Below are 19,250 nucleotides of genomic sequence, written 5' to 3'. Positions count from 1 at the left end.
TTCGTCCCGCGGCTTTTGCAGGGGGAAAGCACATGCGGGACTTTGCACCATGAACATCAAGCTGCGCCTGATCGTGATGAACTTCCTGCAGTACTTCGTGTGGGGTTCATGGCTCACCACCATCGGCGCCTACTGGTTCCAGACCCGCCACTGGGGCGGCGCCGAATTCGGCGCGATCTTCTCGACCATGGGCATCGCCTCGCTGTTCATGCCGGCGATCACCGGCATCATCGCCGACAAGTGGATCAACGCCGAGCGCCTGTACGGCATATTGCACCTGGGCGGCGCGCTGATGCTGTTCATCGTGCCGATGGTCGACAATCCGGCCACGCTGTTCTGGGTGATGCTGGTCAACATGTGCTTCTACATGCCGACCATCGCGCTCTCCTACACGCTGGGCTACAGCGCACTCAGGACCGAGGGCGTGGACATCGTCAAGGTGTACCCGCCGATCCGCGTGTGGGGCACGGTTGGCTTTATCGCGGCGATGTGGGCGATCAGCCTGCTGCACATCGAGACCTCGCCGGGACAGTTCCGCATAGCCGCCATCGCGTCGGCGCTGCTCGGCCTGTACGCCTTCTCGCTGCCGCGCTGCCCGCCGCGCGACACGCGCCATACTTCGATGATCGACGTGCTCGGTCTGCGCTCGTTCGCACTGTTCAAGAACTACAAGATGGCGGTGTTCTTCCTGTTCGCGATGGCGCTGGGCGCCGCGCTGCAGCTCACCAACGCCTACGGCGACACCTTCCTGCACGACTTCGGCAAGGTCGATGCCTATAAGGGCCTGCTCACGGTGCGTTACCCGAACATCGTGCTGTCGATCTCGCAGATGTCCGAAACGCTGTTCATCCTCGCGATCCCGTTCTTCCTCAAGCGCTTCGGCATCAAGACCGTGATGCTGATCAGCATGGTCGCCTGGGTGCTACGCTTCGGCCTGTTCGCCTACGGCAACCCGGCGGAACTGCTGTGGATGATCGTGATGTCGAACATCGTCTATGGCATGGCGTTCGACTTCTTCAACATCTCCGGCTCCCTGTTCGTCGAGGGCCAGGCCGACCCGAAGATCCGCGCCAGCGCACAGGGCCTGTTCATGCTGATGACCAACGGCGTCGGCGCGGTGCTCGGCAGCTCGATCAGCGGCCAGGTGATCGAGCGCTTCTTCACCGCGCCGGATGGTGCGCTGCAGTGGCACGGCATCTGGCTGAGCTTCGCCGGCTACGCGCTGGTGGTGGCGGTGCTGTTCGTGATCCTGTTCCGCCACAAGCACATTCCGGAGAACGCGGCGCAGGCGAACCTGGGGCAGCAGGCGGGGGTCTGATTTCCCCGCCTCGCGCAATTTCCTGCTTGTTGTTGAGAATCATTTTCATTAGCATGCACAGCCTTCCCCACTGGAGGCTGTCATGTCGTCGTCCGTACGTCCGCTCGCGCTCGCCCTGACCCTGGCCCTGGCGGCCCCGCTGCACGCGGCGGACACCACGCAGGCGACGAACCTCGAGCGGGTCGAGGTCTCCGAGAGCACCCTGCGCCTGCCGCGCAGCCAGGGCGCGCTGCCGATGACGATCACCGTGATCGACCGCCAGGAGCTGGCCAACCAGCTGGCGATCACGCCGGACCTCGGCGATGCCATCGGCGCGCTGGTGCCCTCCTTCGCGCCGTCGACGCAGAAGCTCTCGGTGCGCGGCCAGACCCTGCGCGGCCGCAACCCGCTGTACATGATCGACGGCGTGCCGCAGTCCAGCCCGCTGCGCAACGGCTCGCGCGACGGCTACACGATCGATCCGGCGATGATCGAGCGGATCGAGATCGTCGAGGGCTCCAACTCGCTACAAGGCCTGGGCGCCGCCGGCGGCATCATCAACATCATCACCAAGCATGCGCCGACGAAGGACGGCATCCGCCAGGAAGTCACGCTGGACGCCAGCGCGCCCACGCAGGGCGCCGAGGGCCTGGGCTACGGCGGGGCCTGGCTGATCGGCGCGCGTTCGGGCGCGTTCGACCTGGTCGCCGGCGCCTCCTGGCGCAAGCGCGGCATGTATTCGGATGCGCGCGGACGGCTGATCGGCGTCGACGGCACCCAGGGCGACCTGATGGAATCGCAGAGCTGGGACGGCTTCGCCAAGCTCGGCTACACCTTCGCCGGCGAGCGCCGCCTGCAGCTGACCGCCAACCGTTTCGACCTCGAGGGCAACGGCGACTACACCGCCGTCTCCGGCGACATGGACGCGGGCGTCCCGACCACCTCGGTGCGCCAGAAGCAGCCGGGCCTGGCGCCGCGCAACCGGGTGCTGACCACCAGCCTGGACTACCGCGACCCGCAACTGGCCGGCGGCGAACTACGGGCGCAGCTCTACCACCAGCGCAACCGCGAACTGTTCGGCGGCGGCACCTTCGGCACCTTCCAGGATCCTGCCTACGGTCCGCTGGTGTTCGACCAGTCGCAGAACGAATCGGTCAAGGACGGCGCACGGTTGTCGTGGGCGCGCCGCGGCCTGTTCGACGACACGCTGACCGTGCTGGCCGGCGCCGACGGCTATCGCGACCGCACCCACCAGTCGCTGGCGCAGACCGGCCGCGACTGGGTGCCCGAAAGCACCTACACCGGCTGGGCGCCGTTCCTTCAGGCCGAGTACTGGCCGCTGCAGGCGCTGTCGATCAACGCCGGCCTGCGCCAGGAACACGGCCGGCTGGAAGTTCCGACCTTCCGCACGCTGGCCTCCTACGGCGGCGTGACCGTCGAAGGCGGTTCGCGCAGCTTCAAAAAGACGCTGCCGAACATCGGCGCGGTCTGGTACCTAACCGACGCGCTCAACCTGTTCGCCAGTTACGCCGAGGGCTACACCCTGCCCGACGTCGGCCGCGTGCTGCGCGCGATCAGCGTGCCGGGCCAGAGCGTCAGCCAGTTCCTGGACCTCAAGCCGGTGGTGTCGGACAACCGCGAGGTGGGCGCCGAGTACGCCGGCGCCGCCTTCAATGCGCGCGTGAGCTACTGGACCTCGACCTCGAAGCTCGGCGCACTGCTGGTGTTCGACGCGCCCAACCAGGTCTACAACGTGACCCGCCAGCGCACCGAGATCAGCGGCTGGGAAGCGCGCGCCGGCTGGACTCCGCGCGAAGGCACGCGGCTGGACGCCTCCTACGCGATCAACCACGGCCGTTCCGACCGCGACGGCGATGGCCAGGTGGATTCCGACCTGGACGGCGCCAACATCGCTCCGGACCGTCTGAACCTGTCGTGGACCCAGCGTTGGAACGGCGTGCTGTCGAGCTACCTGCAGCTCTCGCGCCTGGCCAGCCGCGACTTCGCCGCGCTGGGCGAGCGCACCGCGCACTTCGACGGCTATGTCACCGCCGACGCCTATGTGAAGTGGCACGCCGGCGCCGCCGGCGACTGGACGCTGGGCGTGCAGAACCTCACCAACAAGCAGTACATCAACTACGTCTCGCAGACGGTCGGCGACGACGACTCGTACTTCGCCGGCCGCGGCCGCACGGTCTCGCTCACCTGGCAGCAGGTGTTCTGAGCATGCTCGACAGGGTCAGGCACGACACCGCCCACCAGGCCGCACCGGCCCGTTCGGCCTTCGGGCTGCGCCACTGGCTGCGCAAGCTGCACCTGTGGCTGGGCCTGGGCGTGGGCACGGTCTACGCGCTCATCGCACTGAGCGGCAGCGTGCTGGCATTGCAGGGGCCGCTGCTGCGTGCGCTACACCCGGAACTCGCGGCGCATGCCCTGCCCACGCCGGCACAGGAAGCGGCAGTGCTGGAGCGCATCGCGCGCGAGTGGTCGCCGCAGGGACTGCGCAGCGCCGACCTGCCGGATGCCGAACTGCCGGTGTGGCAGCTCTACTTCAACGGTGGCGTGCGCCGCTACCTCGACCCGGCCAGTGGCGAACTGCTGCTGACCCGCACGCCAGGCAACGACGCGCTGCTCGCCCTGCGCGACTGGCACACCCACTTGCTCGCCGGCCGCGCCGGCGAAACCTGGCTCGGCGCGCTCGGCTGGCTCAGCCTGTTCCTGCTGGTCTCGGGCGTGGTGTTGTGGTGGCCGGGACGCGGGCGGGTCCTGGCGCACCTGAAGCCGCACACGCAGCCGCCGGTGCGACGCTGGCTGACCTGGCACCGCAGCTTCGGTGCAATGAGCCTGCCGGTGATGTTGCCGGTGACCCTGACCGGCACGCTGATGTGCTACCACGGGGGCACCCGCTCGACCCTGCAGGCGCTGTTCGGCGACGCGCCGGAAGCGCCGCAGCCGGCTCGCATCGCCATGCGCGACGCGGCGATCGATTGGCCCGCCGTGCTCGCCGCCGCACGGCAGGCGCTGCCGGGCGCCACTCTCGGCCGGCTTTCCTTTCCCAGCGAACGGGATGGCCGCGTCACCCTGCGTGCCCGCGTTCCGGGCGAGTGGAATCCGACCGGCCGCAGCATGATCTGGATCGACCCCTGGCAGCCGCGCGTGCTGGGCGTGTCGGACGCCACCCGCGCCGACACCGGCGTGCAGGTGAACAACGCGATCTACCCGCTGCACGCCGGCACCACCGGGCCGGTCTGGCGCACGCTGGTGATCGTCTCCGGATTACTGCCGCCGTTCTTCCTGGTGACCGGCTTCCTGTTCTGGCGGGCACGCACAAAGCGGCGCGGCTGAGGCCGACACCGGCGGTTCCCTGCCCGCGCTAGCATGCGCGCAGGTTACGGGGGATACGCCATGCAGGACGCCAATCGACGCCCCATCGCCGTGCGCGGCAGCGGCTGGGCGCAACGCGTCGCCGCGGTGCTGGCGCGCAGCCGGCTGACACCCAACCAGATCTCCGTGCTCAGCGTGCTGTTCGCGCTGGCCGGCGCCTGGGCCTTGCTTGCCCTGCCCGGCGCGGCCGGTGCGCTGCTGTGCGCGCTGGCCATCCTGCTGCGGCTGCTGTGCAACCTGTTCGACGGAATGGTCGCCGTCGAAGGCGGCAAGGGCACGGCGACCGGCGCGCTCTACAACGAACTGCCGGACCGGCTGGCCGACTCGCTGTTCCTGGTCGCGCTGGGCTACGCGATCGCCACGCCCTGGCTCGGCTGGCTGGCCGCCCTGCTGGCCGCGCTCACCGCCTACATCCGTGCGCTCGGCGGCGCACTGGGCCAGGCGCAGGATTTTCGCGGACCGATGGCCAAGCCGCACCGCATGTGGCTGCTGGGCGTGGCGCTGGTGCTGGCGGCGCTGCTGCCGGCGTGGCGCCAGCCGACCCTGCTCGCCACCGCGGTCATCATCGCCGGCGGTTCGGCGCTGACCTGCGTGACCCGCATCCGCGCGATCGCCGCGCGACTGAAGGGCGCCGGCGCATGATCACCTCGCGCATCCTGGTCGGCCTGGTACGCCTGCTGGTCGGTGCGCACGGCCGCTGGCTCGGTTGCGAGCCCAAGCCGGTACAACGTATCTACTTCGCCAACCACAGCAGCCACCTGGACACGCTGGCGCTGTGGGCCGCACTGCCGCCGCTGCTGCGCCGGCGCACGCGTCCGGTCGCCGCGCGCGATTACTGGGGCAAGGGCGGCCTGCGCGGCTTCATCGCCGAGCATGGTTTCCGCGCCGTCTACATCGAGCGCGACCGCGAGCGCCGCGACGGCGATCCGCTGGATCCCTTGTGCGAGGCGCTGGCCGCGGGCGATTCGCTGATCCTCTTCCCGGAAGGCACGCGCAGCCCCGATCCCCTGCCGCAACCCTTCAAGGCCGGGCTCTATCACCTGGCCCGGCGCCATCCGCAGGCCGAGCTGGTGGCGGTCTACCTGGACACGCTGCACCGGGCGATGCCCAAGGGCAGCCTGCTGCCGGTGCCGCTCACCTGCATGGTGCGCTTCGGCCGCGTGCTGCGGCTGGCCGAGGACGAGGACAAGGAAAGCTTCCTGCAACGCGCCCGCGCGGCGGTGGTGGAACTGGCATGAGCCCGCAACAGAAATTCTGGACCGTGATGGGCGCCGTGCTGGCGCTGCTGGTGGTGGCGAGCCTGATCGGCTGGGCGTTGGCGCGGCGCGCACGCAGCGAGGCATCCCGGGACGTCATCGCCAACCTGAACGCCCGCATCGGCGCCTGGTGGTGGATGGTGGCGATCCTGTGCGTGTGCTTCCTGCTCGGGCGGGTGGCCACGCTGGTGCTGTTCGCGCTGGCCTCGTTCTTCGCGCTGCGCGAGTTCCTCACCCTTACGCCGACGCGCCGCGGCGACCACCTGCCGCTGGTGCTGTGCTTCTACGTCGCGATTCCGCTGCAGTACTGGCTGATCGGCATCGACTGGTACGGGCTGTTCGCCATCTGCATCCCTGTGTACGGCTTCCTGCTGCTGCCGGCGATCACCGCGCTGGGCGGCGACACCGAGTCGTTCCTGGAGCGCACCACCAAGATCCAGTGGGGCCTGATGCTCACCGTCTACTGCATCAGCTACGCGCCGGCGGTCCTGCTGCTGCACGTGCCCGGCTACGAGGGCCAGAACCTGTTGCTGCTCCTGTACCTGCTGCTGGTGGTGCAGATCAGCGACGTGTTCCAGTACGTGTTCGGCAAGCTGTTCGGACGACGCAAGCTGGCGCCGTCGGTGAGCCCGTCCAAGACGGTCGAGGGATTGGTCGGCGGCGGGTTGTCCGCGGTGGCGGTGGGGGCGGGACTTTGGTGGATCACGCCGTTCTCGTTCTGGGGCTCGGCCGGGATGTCGCTGGTGATCGTGGTCGCCGGCTTCCTCGGCGGGCTGGCGCTGTCGGCGGTCAAGCGCAGCCTCGGTGCGAAGGATTGGGGACACATGATCGAGGGCCACGGCGGCATGCTCGACCGGCTCGATTCGGTCAGCTTCGCCGCGCCGGTGTTCTTCCATGTCGTGCACTACGCGCTGATGTAAGCCCTCGTAGGGCGGGCTTCAGCCCGCCTTCCCGGCCCGCGAAAGCGGTGGGTCGAAGTCCACTCTGCGGGTACCTCGTACAATGGGCGAATGCAGATCGGCCCCTACCGTATCGATCCGCCCGTGGTGCTCGCGCCCATGGCCGGGGTCACCGACAAGCCTTTCCGCCTGCTGTGCAAACGGCTGGGCGCGGGGCTGGCCGTGTCGGAGATGACCACCGCCGATCCGAAGCTCTGGCATACGCGCAAGTCGCTGCACCGCATGGATCACGCCGGCGAGCCGGAGCCCGTCAGCGTGCAGATCGCCGGCTACGATCCGGCGATGCTGGCCGAGGCGGCGCGTTTCAACGTCGCCAACGGCGCGCAGATCGTCGACATCAACATGGGTTGCCCGGCCAAGAAGGTGTGCAACGTCTGGTCGGGCTCGGCGCTGCTGCAGGATGAGCCGCTGGTGGCGCGCATCTGCAGGGCGGTGGTCGATGCCGTCGAGGTGCCGGTGACGCTGAAGATCCGCACCGGCTGGGACCATGAACACCGCAACGCGCTCAGCATCGCGCGCATCGCCGAGGACAGCGGCATCGCCGCGCTCTCGGTGCACGGTCGCACGCGCGCCGACAAGTACGAGGGCGAGGCCGAGTACGAGACCATCGCCGCGGTGAAGGCCGCCGTGCACATTCCGGTGCTGGCCAATGGCGACATCACTACGCCCGGGCGCGCCCGCCACGTGCTCGACGTCACCGGCGCGGATGCGGTGATGATCGGCCGCGGCGCGCAGGGGCGGCCGTGGATCTTCCGCGAGGTCGCGCACTACCTGGCCACCGGCGAAACACTGCCCGAGCCGACGCCGGCCGAAGTCGCCGGCATCCTGCTCGGCCACCTGGAACACCTGTACGCCTTCTACGGCGAGCAGGCCGGCGTGCGCATCGCGCGCAAGCACCTGGGCTGGTACGCCAAGGACCGGCCGGAGAACGCCGCCTTCCGGCACGTGGTCAACCGCGCCGAGAGCGCCGCCGAGCAGTTGCGCCTCACTGCCGAATACTTCGCCGGTCTGGGCGAACTCCGGCGTGCCGCCGCCTGACGATCACCTCGCTCCCGAAGGAGAGAGGTAAAAGCCGCCCGACTCCCCGCTTGCGGAACACAGAGCCCTCTCCCCTCCGGGAGAGGGTCGGGTGAGGGACCGGGGCTCGCGGGAGCCCTTTTCCAGCCGGCGTTGTTCAAAAGCTCGCGCCAGCCGCCTTGTCGCGAGGTTGCCCCTCACCCCAGCCCTCTCCCCGGAGGGGAGAGGGAGCAGCATCGTCGAAACGGCGCGTACCGCGGCGGGCATGCAACGAGACGGAAAGCCGAGCGCCGCCATTTGGCCGTCCATCCGTCCGGCGCCTGAACGGGTATGAAACCTTCACCCCGCGGTAGTACGCTGGCCTGCAATCCGCCGCGCCCCCGTGTATCATGCGCGGCTTCTTTATCTCTGTATCCGAAAGGAAGGATATAACCCGCGATGAGCAACTACCTCTTCACCTCCGAGTCGGTCTCCGAAGGCCATCCCGACAAGGTCGCCGACCAGATTTCCGACGCCGTCCTCGACGCGATCCTCGCGCAGGACCCGCGTGCGCGCGTGGCGTGCGAGACGATGGTGAAGACCGGCGTGGCGATCGTCGCCGGCGAGATCACCACCTCCGCCTGGATCGACCTGGAAGGCCTGACCCGCAAGGTCATCCTGGACATCGGCTACGACTCCTCCGACGTGGGTTTCGACGGCGCCACCTGCGGCGTGCTCAACCTGATCGGCAAGCAGTCGCCCGACATCAACCAGGGCGTGGACCGCAAGAAGCCCGAGGAACAGGGCGCCGGCGACCAGGGCCTGATGTTCGGCTACGCCACCAATGAAACGAAGGACTTCATGCCGGCGGCGATCTACTACTCGCACCGCCTGGTCGAGCAGCAGGCCAAGGTCCGCAAGAAGAAGAACTCGCCGCTGCCGTGGCTGCGCCCGGACGCCAAGAGCCAGGTGACCCTGCGCTACGAGAACGACGTGGCCGTCGCCATCGATGCCGTCGTGCTCTCGACCCAGCACGATCCGGGCATCAAGCAGAAAGACCTGATCGAGGCGGTGCGCGAGGAGATCCTGAAGCCCGTGCTGCCGGCCAAGCTGCTGCACAAGGGCACCAAGTTCCACATCAACCCGACCGGCAAGTTCGTGATCGGTGGCCCGGTGGGCGACTGCGGCCTGACCGGCCGCAAGATCATCGTCGACACCTACGGCGGCTGGGCCCGCCATGGCGGCGGTGCGTTCTCGGGCAAGGATCCGTCCAAGGTCGACCGCTCGGCCGCCTATGCCGCGCGCTACGTCGCCAAGAACGTCGTCGCGGCCGGCCTGGCTGACCGCTGCGAGGTGCAGGTGTCCTACGCGATCGGCGTGGCCGAGCCGACCTCGATCTCGGTGACCACCTTCGGCACCGGCAAGATCTCGGACGAGAAGATCGAGAAGCTGATCCGCAGGCACTTCGACCTGCGTCCGTACGGCATCATCAAGATGCTCGACCTGATCCACCCGATGTACCAGCAGACCGCCAGCTACGGCCACTTCGGCCGTGCCCCGTACGAGGTGAAGGCCGCCGACGGCAGCACGTTCACCGCGTTCTCGTGGGAGAAGACCGACAAGGCCGAGGCGTTGCGCGCCGACGCGGGTCTGGGCGGCAAGCGCAAGTAAGCGCACCGCCAGGCGAAATGAAAAACCCGCGGCATGCCGCGGGTTTTTTCGTTTCCGACACCATCAACCGGGAGGGGGTCAGTCGTCGCCTTCCGCGGCGGCCGACCGCTTGGTCGTGCGGTCGGCCAGCTTGACCGAGTGATGGCGGGCACGATGGGTGGAGCGGCGGGCGGTGGTCGTCTTGCCGTGGTGTTTCGCGCGCCGCGGCGACGACGTCGGCGCCGGGTCGGCCTCGGCGTTGGCGATCGGCGAAAGCGCGGCAAGCACACGGTGGGCCACGCCCGTGGCAGGCTGGCCCGCGGCAGCCAGCGCGTCGGCCGCCGCGCTCTGCTCGAAGCCGGCGTCGAGCAGGCTCGCCATCAGCCGGTCGCGCTTGGCTGCGGTGCGCCCGCCCAGCACCACGGCGAACAGCCGGTGACCATCGCGCACGGCGGTGGAGGCCAGGTTGAAGCCCGATGCGGCGATGTAGCCGGTCTTCAGGCCATCCATGCCTTCGTAGCGCTCCATCAGGTGGTTGTGGCCGCGCACCACGCGCCCTTCGAAGGTGAACTCGCGGGTCGAGAAGTAGTGCGAGTACTGCGGGAAGTCACGGTACAGCGCCATGGCGAGCGTCAGCAGGTCGCGCGCAGTCGATACGTTGTTCGGATCGGGCAGGCCCGAGGCATTGTCGAAATGCGTGCCGCTCATGCCCAGCAGCGCCGCCTGGGCGTTCATCATGTCGGCGAAGCCCGCTTCGGAACCGCCGATGCTCTCCGCGGCCACGGTGGCCGCGTCGTTGGCCGACTTGGTCACCATCGCCAGGATGCAGTCCTGCACCGAGATGGTCTTGCCCGCGCGCAGGCCCAGCTTGCTCGGCTCCCGGTTGGCCGCCCATCGCGACACCGGCAGGTTGTCCTCGAGCGTGAGGCGGCCGGCCTTGAGCTCGCGGAAGGTCAGGTAGAGGGTCATCATCTTGGTCAGCGAGGCCGGGTAGTTCTGCTCGTCCGCGTTGACCTGGCCCAGCACACGCCCGGTGGTGGCATCGACGACGATGGCCGCCTGGCCGGCGTGGGCCACGCTGGCGACCAGCCACAGCAGGGAGATGACGAACAGGGCGCCAAGTCGGTTCGGCGAAATGAATGCAGAAGTCACACCGGTATTCCCCGCCGCCAACGGCGACGTCATGTCACGTAGAACAGACCTTAATGCACGCTGGCTGCAATATCCACCGAAAAGCCACAACTTCGTCCTGCAAATGGCTGTTGTGCCGCGGGTTTGTCGCAGGGGTGTCGACTGCATCCGGTCGCGTTCGCTTGTCCGCGCCCCGGGTTCGGCGGCCGGCAGCCGCGGCATTGCACCCGCCGCAGCTGCCCCTTGAACAGACTTCCGGTTGACGGCACGGTGGACGGACGACGGTACGGCGCCTATTTGCCCACCGCCGCCAGCGCCTCCTCGCGCACGCTGCGCATGCCGGCGTTGAGCGTTTCCGGCTGCATCGCGATCACCGGTTGCAGGTAGGTGTCGAGCACGTGCCTGGCGCCGGCGGCGTCGTGCAGCTTGAGCAGGGTGACATACAGCCGCGAGGCGCTCTCGATGGTGTGCGCGTCGGTGTCGCCGAGCGTGCGCGCGCGGCCTTCCAGCGCCTTGGCGTGGGCGTCGCGCGCCAGAGTCCACTGGCCGGCCCCCGCCTCGATGCGCCCGACCAGGTCATAGGTGGCCAGGGTCATCGGATGGTCGTCGCCCAGCTGGCGGCGCAGGGCCGCGAGCACCTGCTCGCCCTGCACGCGGGCCTCGGCGTACTGGCCGTTCTCGCACAGCAGGCTGGACAGGCTGCCGCGCGCGTACAGGGTGCTGATGTGGTCCGGACCCAGGCTGCGGATGCGGCCGGCCAGGATCGCCCGTTCCATGGCGATCGCGTCGCCGTAGCGGTCCTGCTTGGAAAGCAGCCGCACCATGTCGGTCATCGCGTCGAGCGTGTGCGGATTGTCCGGACCCAGCACGCGCCGGTCGCCCTGGATGATCGCATCCAGCCGCGTGTGCACCTGCGCCATGGTCGCCGGATCGAGCGCCAGCCGCACCTCGTTGGACGCAGCCAGCCCGCGCGCCTGCAGGGTCAGCGGATGGTCCGGCCCCAGCCGCCGCTCGCGGATCGCCGCCACGTCCTGCGCCAGCGCGAGCGAGCGCTCGTACTCGTTGTCCTGCGAGTACAGCAGCGTGGCCAGCGTGAGGGTGGTGGCGAGGGTTTCCGGATGTTCCACGCCGAAGGTCTGGCGGTACAGCGGCACCAGTTGTTCCAGTTCCGTCCGCGCGCGGTCGCGCTGCCCGAGCAGGGTCAACGTTTCGACGCGGTCGCGGCGCAGCCGCAGCAGGCCTTCGTCGGTAAGGGGCAGACGTCGCGCCAGGCCGGCGTAGAGCGCCTCCTGCTGATCCAGCGCCTGCTTCAGGTGGCCCCGCGCGGCAAGCACGCGGGCACGCCCGGAAAGCGCGGCGACCTGCAGGGGATCGGCCAGCGGCAGAGTGGCGGCAGCCGGCAACGCGCTGTCGTACACGCTGGCCGCCTGCTCCAGCTGGCCGCCGCGATAGAGCGCCTCGCCCAGGTCCACCCGCGCCGACGCCAGTGCGGCGGCGGTCGCCGGCAACTGCCGTTCGCGCACCTGCACCACCTTGCGCAATTCCGCGGCGGCATGCCCGTAGCTGCCGATGGTCAGCAGCACGCGCGCCAGTGACTGACGCAGGTCCGCTGCGAGCAGCGGCGCATCGGCGAAATCCTTGTCCAGCCGCGCCAGCGCATGGCTCACGACGTAAGTGTCCAGCGCGTCGCGTGCGGGTCCGGAGGCGGCGATGCCGGCGAACGCCTGCTCCAGTTGCGCGCGATCCATCGCCTGTCCCGGCACGGCATCGAGGCGCGCCAGCACCAGCGCGCGCTCGCCGTGGGTCAGCGCGTGGCCCATGGCATCGATGTCCACGCTCTGCAGCATCGACTGCTGGAAGTCGACCATGCGCTCCAGGTCGTGCTGGCGCTGCTCGGCCAGCCGCTGCGCCGCGCGGGTCTGCGCCAGCGCCATCAGCGAGGCGGTCAGCCCGGCCAGCACGGCGGCCAGCACCATGCCCGCCGCGGCCAGCGGCCAGCGGTTGCGCTGGGCGAAGCGGCGCATGCGGTACCACTGCCGGCCGCGGCGCGCCTTCACCGGCCGCCGCGCGAGGTAGTTGCGCAGGTCCTGGGCGAGCTCGGCGACGCTGGTGTAGCGCTGGCTGACCTGCCGGCGCAGCGCCTTGAGCACGATCGCGTCCACGTCCGCCGGAATCGACCGCCACGGCCGGCGCTGGTCGGCCGGCGCCTCGCGCAGGCTGCGGCTGGGTGCGTCGATCTGGCCGCCGACGATGGCATTGGACAGCAGGTGCGGCGTGACCAGGTGCTGGTACGGGCGACGCCCGGCGATCAGCTGGTAGAGCACCACGCCCAGCGAATAGACGTCCGCGGCGGTGGTCAGCGGCTGCTGTTCGATCTGCTCGGGACTGGCGTAGGCGAGCGTCAGCGCATGCGCGGCGGTGGCCGTGGCGAGCACCTGCCCTTCCTCGATGATGCGCGCGATGCCGAAGTCGAGCAGTTTCGGGGCGCCCTCGGAGGTGACCAGGATGTTGGCCGGCTTGATGTCGCGGTGGATCACCAGGTTGCGGTGGGCGAACTCGACCGCGTCGCAGACCTTGAGGAACAGCGCGATGCGATCGTTGAACGACAGCGCGCGCGCGTCGCACCACTCGTCGATGCGCTGGCCCTCAACGTACTCCATCGCCAGGAACGGCCGGCCGCTGTCCATCACGCCGCCGTCGAGCAGGCGCGCGATGCCCGGATGCTCCAGCCGCGCCAGCAGCCGGCGCTCCTGGCTGAAGCGCTCGTGCAGGATCGGCGAGCCTTCGTTGGCGGCGTGCAGGAACTTCAGCGCGACCTGCTGCGAGAAGCCCTCGTCGCAGCGCTCGGCCAGGTAGACCATGCCCATGCCGCCCTCGCCGAGCAGGCGCAGGATGCGGTAGTTGCGTGGCGCGGGGGCCTGCGCCTGCTGGCCGCTCAGGTCGGGCGCCGCCGCGGCCGGTGCGAACGGTAGCGTGGCGGTGTGGGTGCGCTCGATCGCATCGAGCATCCAGCGCACCTCGCGTGCGAGCTCGGCGTCTTCACCGACATGCTCGTCGATCAGCGCATCGCGCGCGGACGCATCCACGTCCATGGCCGCCATCGCGATGCGCTTGGCCTCGACGTAGCGGTCCGTCAGCTGCCTTGCCATACAACCCCCCGGTTCCCGGAGGGCGATTATGACCCCGAATTCACGCGCATATCACATGTCACGGCACGCAGATGAGGTTTCGGCCCCCGTTTTGCCGATGCCTTGCCAGGAAAGGCCCGCCGGCAATGCCCGTGGAAACGTGGAAGTACGAGGACCCTCGGCGGGCGGCGCGAGGCGCTCAGACCTTCGCCAGGATCCGCACGTTCGGGGAGCCGCCGGCGCGGAACGCGACCGTGCGCGAACCGATCCGCTCGAAGCCCAGGTCGATGCTGTCGCCGCCCACGTCCAGCTTGTGCAGGGTCAGCCGGTCGACGCCCTCGGGCAGGCTGGGCCGGTCGATGCGCACTTCGCCGCGGCGGCCGTCCACGGTGATTCCCAGGCAGGCCTGCAGCATCATGAACACCGAGCCGGCCGCCCAGGCCTGCGGCAGGCAGGCGACCGGATAGGCGATCGGCGGCTCGCCGGTGGCGCGGGGAAACCCGCAGAAGAGCTCCGGCAAGCGCATGCCGAAATGCACCGCCGCCTCGAACGTCTCGCCGAGCAGCCGTACGGCATCGTCGCGCTCGCCGTAGTGCGCCATGCCGGCGGCGCAGATCGCCACGTCGTGCGGCCACACCGAGCCGTCGTGGTAGGACATCGGGTTGTAGCGCGCCTGCTGCATGGCCAGCGTGCGTACGCCCCAGCCGCTGTCGAACGGCGCCGAGCGGAACTGGCGGATCACTTTCTTCGCCCGCCACAGCTTGGGCAGGCCCACGTAGAGCAGATGGCCGGCGTTGGAGGCGCGCACGCTGCACAGCGAGCCGTTGCCGTCGCGGGCGATGCCGTAGGTGCCCAGCGCCTCGTCCCAGAACAGCTCCTCCACCGCCTTGCGCATGGCCAGCGCGCGATGGCGCCACGCGGCGGACGCATCGTCGTCGCCGCGCCGTTCGGCCAGCCGCGCCATGGCGATCAGCGCGGCGTACACGTAGCCCTGCACCTCCACCAGCGCGATCGGTGCCGGCGGGATGCGTCCGTCGGCGTGGAACACCGAGTCCTCGCTGTCCTTCCAGCCCTGGTTGAGCAGGCCGCCCTTCTCGCCCTGGGCGTAGGTGAGAAAGCCGTGCGGGTCGCGGTCGCAGGTGCGCTCGATCCAGCCCATCGCCGCGGTGAGCGCCGGCCACAGCTTGTCGATGAACACCTCGTCGCCGGTGCGCTCGGCATAGGCGCCGGCCAGCATCACGTACAGCGGCGTGGTGTCGACGCCGCCGTAGTAGCGCCCGAACGGCACTTCGCCGAGCTCGGCCATCTCGCTCTTGCGCGTCTCGTGCATGATCTTGCCGGGCGAGGAATCGCGGAAGGCCGAGGTTTCGTGCGCCTGGTGCGCGGCCAGGTAACCGAGCACGCCGCGCGCCAGGCTGGCGTCCAGCCACAGCAGTTGCAGCGCGGTGATGATGCCGTCGCGCCCGAACGGCGTGGCGAACCAGGGAATGCCGGCGCACGGGTACGGCCCGGTCGGGAACTCGCTGACCAGCAGGGCGATGTCCGCGCGCGAGCGTTCCAGCCAGGCGTTGAACAGCCGCGCGTTGCTGCGCGGCCGGGCGCCGTGGCCGCGGCGCCGGCGCATCGCGCGGCGCGCCTTGGCGGCGGCGGCGCGGAAGCGTTCGCGGCTGGGCTGGGCGTGCTCCGGGCCGACCTCGACGTAGAGCTCGGTGTTGCTCAGGCGCGGCAGGGTGAGCCTGAGTTCGGCCGACTCGCCGTCCAGCCGGTCCGGCGGTACGGAAAGGCAGACCACCGAACGCCGCGTGACGCCGTCCAGCCCTTCGTAGCACAACGCCACCGACGCCTTGCCGACCTTCGGCGCGTGCAGCGTGCCGCGCTGCTTCCGCGGCGTGCCGCGGACCTCGAAGATGTCGCGAAAGTCGGCGCCGAAGCGCAGCGTGAGCGTCACGTGCACCTCGCTGTCGTCGTAGTTGACGCAGGCGATGCGCTCGTACAGGCGCCCGTCCCACAGGAACCGCGTGCGCTGCAGGTGGATCACCCCCTGCGGCGTGGCGCGCTCGCCCATCGGCGGCAGCGGCTTGTTGGAGAGGTTGGCGGTGAACAGCACGTTGTCGTGGCTGATCGCCGCGCTGAGCAGCGAGGGCGACTTGCCGCCCAGGTCCAGGGTGAACGACGACAACATGCGCGTGTCGTTGTGGAACAGCCCGTTGGCATCGCCGCGGATGTCGCCGTAGGCGTCGCAGACGACGAAGGTATCGCCGGACTTGAGCGAGTATTGCCCGCGCGAGGTGCCGGCCGAAGGGGTTTCGTCGTCTTGCGTCGCTTCGCTCATCGTGTCGCCTCCCAGGCCACCGGCCAGGCCGGCAGCGCCGGCGCGACGCGGCAGCGTCGTTCGTACAGGTCCACGTAGTTGCTGGCCATGATCTCGGCCGAGAAGCGCCGCTCGAAGGCGGCGCGCACCTGGCGGCGGTCGAGCCGCGGCAGCCGCCGCACGGCCGCGACCGCCTCGGCCTCGCTCTGCACGATGAAGCCGCTGACGCCCTCGTCGACCACCTCCGGCACCGCGCCGCAGTTCCAGGCGATCACCGGGGTGCTGCAGGCCATCGCCTCGATCATCACCAGGCCGAACGGTTCGGGCCAGCCGATCGGAAACAGCAGCGCTGCGGCATTGCCCAGGAAATGTTCCTTGTCGGCCTCGCCGATCTCGCCGATGAACTCCACCAGCGGATCGTCCAGCAGCGGCTCGATCTCCTCGCGGAAGTAGGCGCGGTCGGCCAGGTCGACCTTGGCAGCGATCTTCAGCGGCATGCCGCTCGCGCGGGCGATGGCGATTGCGCGGTCGGGCCGCTTCTCCGGCGAGATGCGCCCGAGGAAGGCCAGGTAGCCGCCCTCCGGATGCGGATGCGGACGGTGCAGGGCTTCGGGCAGGCCGTGGTGCACGGTGCCCGCCCAGTTGGCGAAATGCAGCGGCTGGCGCTGCTGCTGCGAGATCGACACCAGCGGGTAATGTGGCCAGCGCCGGTACACCTCGCCCAGGTCCTTCAGGTCCAACCGGCCGTGCAAGGTGGTCAGGCTGCGCCCGGCGCAATCCTCGAACATCGGGAAATGCAGCATGTCGACGTGGAAGTGCAGCACGTCGAACTCGTCGGCGCGGCGGCGCACCTCCTGCAGCATGGACAGGTGCGCGGCCAGTTCCGACTTCAGCGGCGTCGGATCCAGCCGGATCGCCTGGTCGCGCACCGCCACCAGCTCGGCGCGCGTGCAGGCATCGGCGCTGGCGAACAGGGTGACCTCGTGGCCGAGCTCGACCAGGGTGTCGGCGAGCCAGGCGACGATGCGCTCGGTGCCGCCATAGAGGCGGGGCGGAACGGACTCGCACAACGGAGCGATCTGGGCAATGCGCATTGGATACCTCGGCGCCGCCACCTCCGAGGGCGCGGCGCGTTGAACGGGCCTGTGCGCGCCGCAGTCCACCGACCGTATCGGTCAACCGTATCCATTAAGATAGGCGGATGTCCCTGATCCAATTGCAGCACGTCGATTTCAGCATCGGCGGCCCCCTTCTGCTTGCCGATGTCGACCTGTCGATCGAGCGCGGCGAGCGCGTCTGCGTCGTCGGCCGCAATGGCGAGGGGAAGTCCACTCTGATGAAGTTGATCGCCGGCCAATTGCAACCCGACGACGGTGAAGTGAGGGTGCAGAACGGCATCGTGGTGGCGCGCATGGCGCAGGAAGTGCCGCAGTCCACCGCCGGCTCGGTGTTCGACGTGGTGGCCGAAGGGCTGGGCGACCTCGGCCGTCTGCTGGCGCGCTACCACCATCTGCTGGCCGCAGGCGACCTGGACGCGCTGGGCGAGGTGCAGCACGAAATCGAGGCACGCCAGGGCTGGGACCTCGACCGCCGCGTGGACGACGTGCTCGCGCGGCTGGAACTGCCGGGCCAGACCGACTTCGCCGCGCTCTCCGGTGGCATGAAGCGCCGCGTGTTGCTGGCGCAGGCGCTGGTGACCAAGCCCGACGTGCTGCTGCTGGACGAGCCGACCAACCACCTGGACATCGAGGCGATCGGCTGGCTCGAGGGTTTCCTGAAATCGTTCGACGGCTCGATCGTGTTCGTCACCCACGACCGCAGCTTCCTGCGCGCGCTGGCCACGCGGATCGTGGAAATCGACCGCGGCGCGCTCACCGACTGGCCCGGCGACTACGACAACTACCTGCGCCGCCGCGAGGAGCGCCTGCACGCCGAAGCCCAGGCCAACGCGCTGTTCGACAAGAAGCTGGCGCAGGAGGAAGTGTGGATCCGCCAGGGCATCAAGGCCCGGCGCACCCGCAACGAGGGCCGCGTGCGTGCGCTGAAGGCGCTGCGCCGCGAGCGCGCCGAGCGGCGAGAGCTGGTCGGCAGCGCGAAGATGACGCTGGCCAATGCGCAGGCCTCGGGCAGGAAGGTGATCGAGCTCGACCACGTGCACCAGGCCTACGGTGGGCGCGTGCTGATCGACGATCTTTCCACCACCGTGATGCGCGGCGACCGCATCGGCATCATCGGCCCCAACGGCGCGGGCAAGAGCACGCTCTTGAAGATCATGCTCGGCGAGCTCACGCCCGAGCGCGGCACGGTGGAGCTCGGCACCGGCATCCAGATCGCGTATTTCGATCAGCACCGCGTGCAGTTGGACGAGCGGCTCAACGCGCTGGACAACGTGGCGCAGGGGCGCGAGTACATCGAGCTCGGCGGCCAGCGCAAGCACGTCATCGGCTACCTGCAGGACTTCCTGTTCTCGCCCGAGCGCGCGCGTGCGCCGATCACCCGCCTCTCCGGCGGCGAGCGCAACCGCCTGCTGCTGGCCAAGCTGTTCGCGCAGCCGTCGAATCTATTGGTCATGGACGAACCGACCAACGACCTCGACGTCGAGACGCTGGAACTGCTGGAAGAGCTGCTGACCGACTACACCGGCACGCTGCTGCTGGTCTCGCACGACCGCGCCTTCCTCGACAACGTGGTGACCAGCACGCTGGTGCTCGAGGGCGAGGGCCGGATCGGCGAATACGTCGGCGGCTACAGCGACTGGCTGCGCCAGCGGCCGGCCATGCCCGCGCCGGCTCCGGCGAAGCCCGCGCCCGCGCCAGCCGCCGCTTCGGAGCCCTCGCCCGCCCCGGCCGCGGCCAGGCGCAAGCTGAGCTTCAAGGACCAGCGCGAGCTGGAACTGCTGCCCGCACGGATCGAGAAGCTGGAAAGCGACATCGCCGCGCGCGCCGAGGCGATGAACGACCCGGCGTTCTTCCGCCAGGAACCGACGGCGATCACCCGCGCCAACGAGGCGTTGGCTGCCCTGCAGGCCGAGCTGGACGCTGCCTACCAACGCTGGTCCGAACTGGACGGCTGACGCCGAACCGCCTTTGGAACCCTCTCCCGGAGGGGAGAGGGAGCTGGCCTCCACGCTACCCTTCG

13 protein-coding genes are annotated in these 19,250 nt (G+C 69.4%); 9 read left to right on the top strand and 4 right to left on the bottom strand.

The annotated features are described in order from the left end of the window. Positions 1-49 precede the first annotated feature (49 nt). From AAIL17_RS05725 to metK, 8 genes are all read left to right on the top strand, one after another. On the top strand, positions 50-1,318 hold the full coding sequence (locus tag AAIL17_RS05725) for a nucleoside permease (protein WP_424681862.1): 1,269 nt from the start codon (positions 50-52) through the stop codon (positions 1,316-1,318). A gap of 82 nt (positions 1,319-1,400) precedes the next feature. After that, positions 1,401-3,521, top strand: a complete 2,121-nt coding sequence (locus tag AAIL17_RS05720) for a TonB-dependent receptor (RefSeq protein WP_424681861.1) — start codon at positions 1,401-1,403, stop codon at positions 3,519-3,521. Between the two features lie 2 nt (positions 3,522-3,523). Continuing rightward, a complete protein-coding gene (locus tag AAIL17_RS05715; protein ID WP_424681860.1) occupies positions 3,524-4,642 on the top strand; it encodes a PepSY-associated TM helix domain-containing protein in 1,119 nt (372 codons plus the stop codon). A gap of 60 nt (positions 4,643-4,702) precedes the next feature. Then, entirely contained in the window at positions 4,703-5,323 is a 621-nt protein-coding gene (locus tag AAIL17_RS05710) for a CDP-alcohol phosphatidyltransferase family protein (protein WP_424681859.1), read from the top strand. Then, entirely contained in the window at positions 5,320-5,919 is a 600-nt protein-coding gene (locus AAIL17_RS05705; RefSeq protein ID WP_424681858.1) for a lysophospholipid acyltransferase family protein, read from the top strand. Before AAIL17_RS05710 ends, AAIL17_RS05705 begins: the two co-directional genes overlap by 4 nt. Beyond that, positions 5,916-6,857, top strand: a complete 942-nt coding sequence (locus AAIL17_RS05700) for a phosphatidate cytidylyltransferase (RefSeq protein ID WP_424681857.1) — start codon at positions 5,916-5,918, stop codon at positions 6,855-6,857. The genes AAIL17_RS05705 and AAIL17_RS05700 overlap by 4 nt, the downstream gene beginning before the upstream one ends. Positions 6,858-6,947: 90 nt before the next feature. Next, the gene (gene dusB / locus AAIL17_RS05695; RefSeq protein WP_424681856.1) at positions 6,948-7,934 is read left to right on the top strand and encodes a tRNA dihydrouridine synthase DusB; all 987 of its coding nucleotides are present in this window, start codon (positions 6,948-6,950) and stop codon (positions 7,932-7,934) included. Between the two features lie 417 nt (positions 7,935-8,351). After that, complete coding sequence (metK, locus tag AAIL17_RS05690; RefSeq protein WP_424681855.1) at positions 8,352-9,563, top strand: methionine adenosyltransferase; 1,212 nt, start codon at positions 8,352-8,354, stop codon at positions 9,561-9,563. Positions 9,564-9,641: 78 nt separating this feature from the next. On the opposite strand, the gene AAIL17_RS05685 is transcribed toward metK, so the two are convergent. The 4 genes from AAIL17_RS05685 to AAIL17_RS05670 form a co-directional block, all read right to left on the bottom strand. Then, positions 9,642-10,694, bottom strand: coding sequence for a D-alanyl-D-alanine carboxypeptidase family protein (locus tag AAIL17_RS05685; protein WP_424681854.1), 1,053 nt, complete (start codon positions 10,692-10,694; stop codon positions 9,642-9,644). A 272-nt stretch (positions 10,695-10,966) separates the two neighbouring features. Beyond that, on the bottom strand, positions 10,967-13,822 hold the full coding sequence (locus AAIL17_RS05680; protein ID WP_424681853.1) for a protein kinase domain-containing protein: 2,856 nt from the start codon (positions 13,820-13,822) through the stop codon (positions 10,967-10,969). Between the two features lie 178 nt (positions 13,823-14,000). After that, entirely contained in the window at positions 14,001-16,133 is a 2,133-nt protein-coding gene (locus tag AAIL17_RS05675) for a glycogen debranching N-terminal domain-containing protein (protein ID WP_424681852.1), read from the bottom strand. After that, entirely contained in the window at positions 16,130-17,206 is a 1,077-nt protein-coding gene (locus AAIL17_RS05670) for a glycosyltransferase family 4 protein (RefSeq protein ID WP_424681851.1), read from the bottom strand. Before AAIL17_RS05670 ends, AAIL17_RS05675 begins: the two co-directional genes overlap by 4 nt. Positions 17,207-17,313: 107 nt before the next feature. On the opposite strand from AAIL17_RS05670, the gene AAIL17_RS05665 reads away from it, so the two are divergent. Then, the gene (locus AAIL17_RS05665; protein ID WP_424681850.1) at positions 17,314-19,185 is read left to right on the top strand and encodes an ATP-binding cassette domain-containing protein; all 1,872 of its coding nucleotides are present in this window, start codon (positions 17,314-17,316) and stop codon (positions 19,183-19,185) included. The last annotated feature ends 65 nt before the right edge of the window (positions 19,186-19,250 follow it).

Origin of the sequence: Frateuria sp. YIM B11624, from assembly GCF_049727805.1 — a bacterium.
Taxonomy (GTDB): Bacteria; Pseudomonadota; Gammaproteobacteria; order Xanthomonadales; family Rhodanobacteraceae; genus Frateuria_A.
This window is presented reverse-complemented; position numbering and strand designations above follow the sequence as displayed.